1 protein-coding gene is annotated in these 232 nt (G+C 41.8%); it reads left to right on the forward strand.

Annotated features, from left to right (window positions below; all coding sequences use genetic code 11):
• Positions 1-232, forward strand: a 232-nt coding sequence (locus tag LJE08_RS14565; protein WP_227403658.1) for a hypothetical protein, incomplete at both ends; no start/stop codon positions are given.

Below are 232 nucleotides of genomic sequence, written 5' to 3' on the forward strand. Positions count from 1 at the left end.
GCTCTGTCTATCAATGGGAGCGTCAGTACAACGAACATGGAGCACCGGCCCTCTTAAAACTACGACCAGGAAGGAAATCAAAACATGAGCTCAAATCACGAGAAAGAGATTCAACGTTTAAAGAAACAGAATCAGCTTCTCCAAAAAGAGAACTTATCCTTAAAGATTCAACTCGACGCCTCAAAAAAATTGGCAGCCTTGAGAAAGCATCCAAAAAAGAACTTGCCCAAGT

Source organism: Holdemanella sp. DFI.5.55, from assembly GCF_020593575.1.
GTDB classification, from domain to species: Bacteria; Bacillota_I; Bacilli_A; order Erysipelotrichales; family Erysipelotrichaceae; genus Holdemanella; species Holdemanella hominis.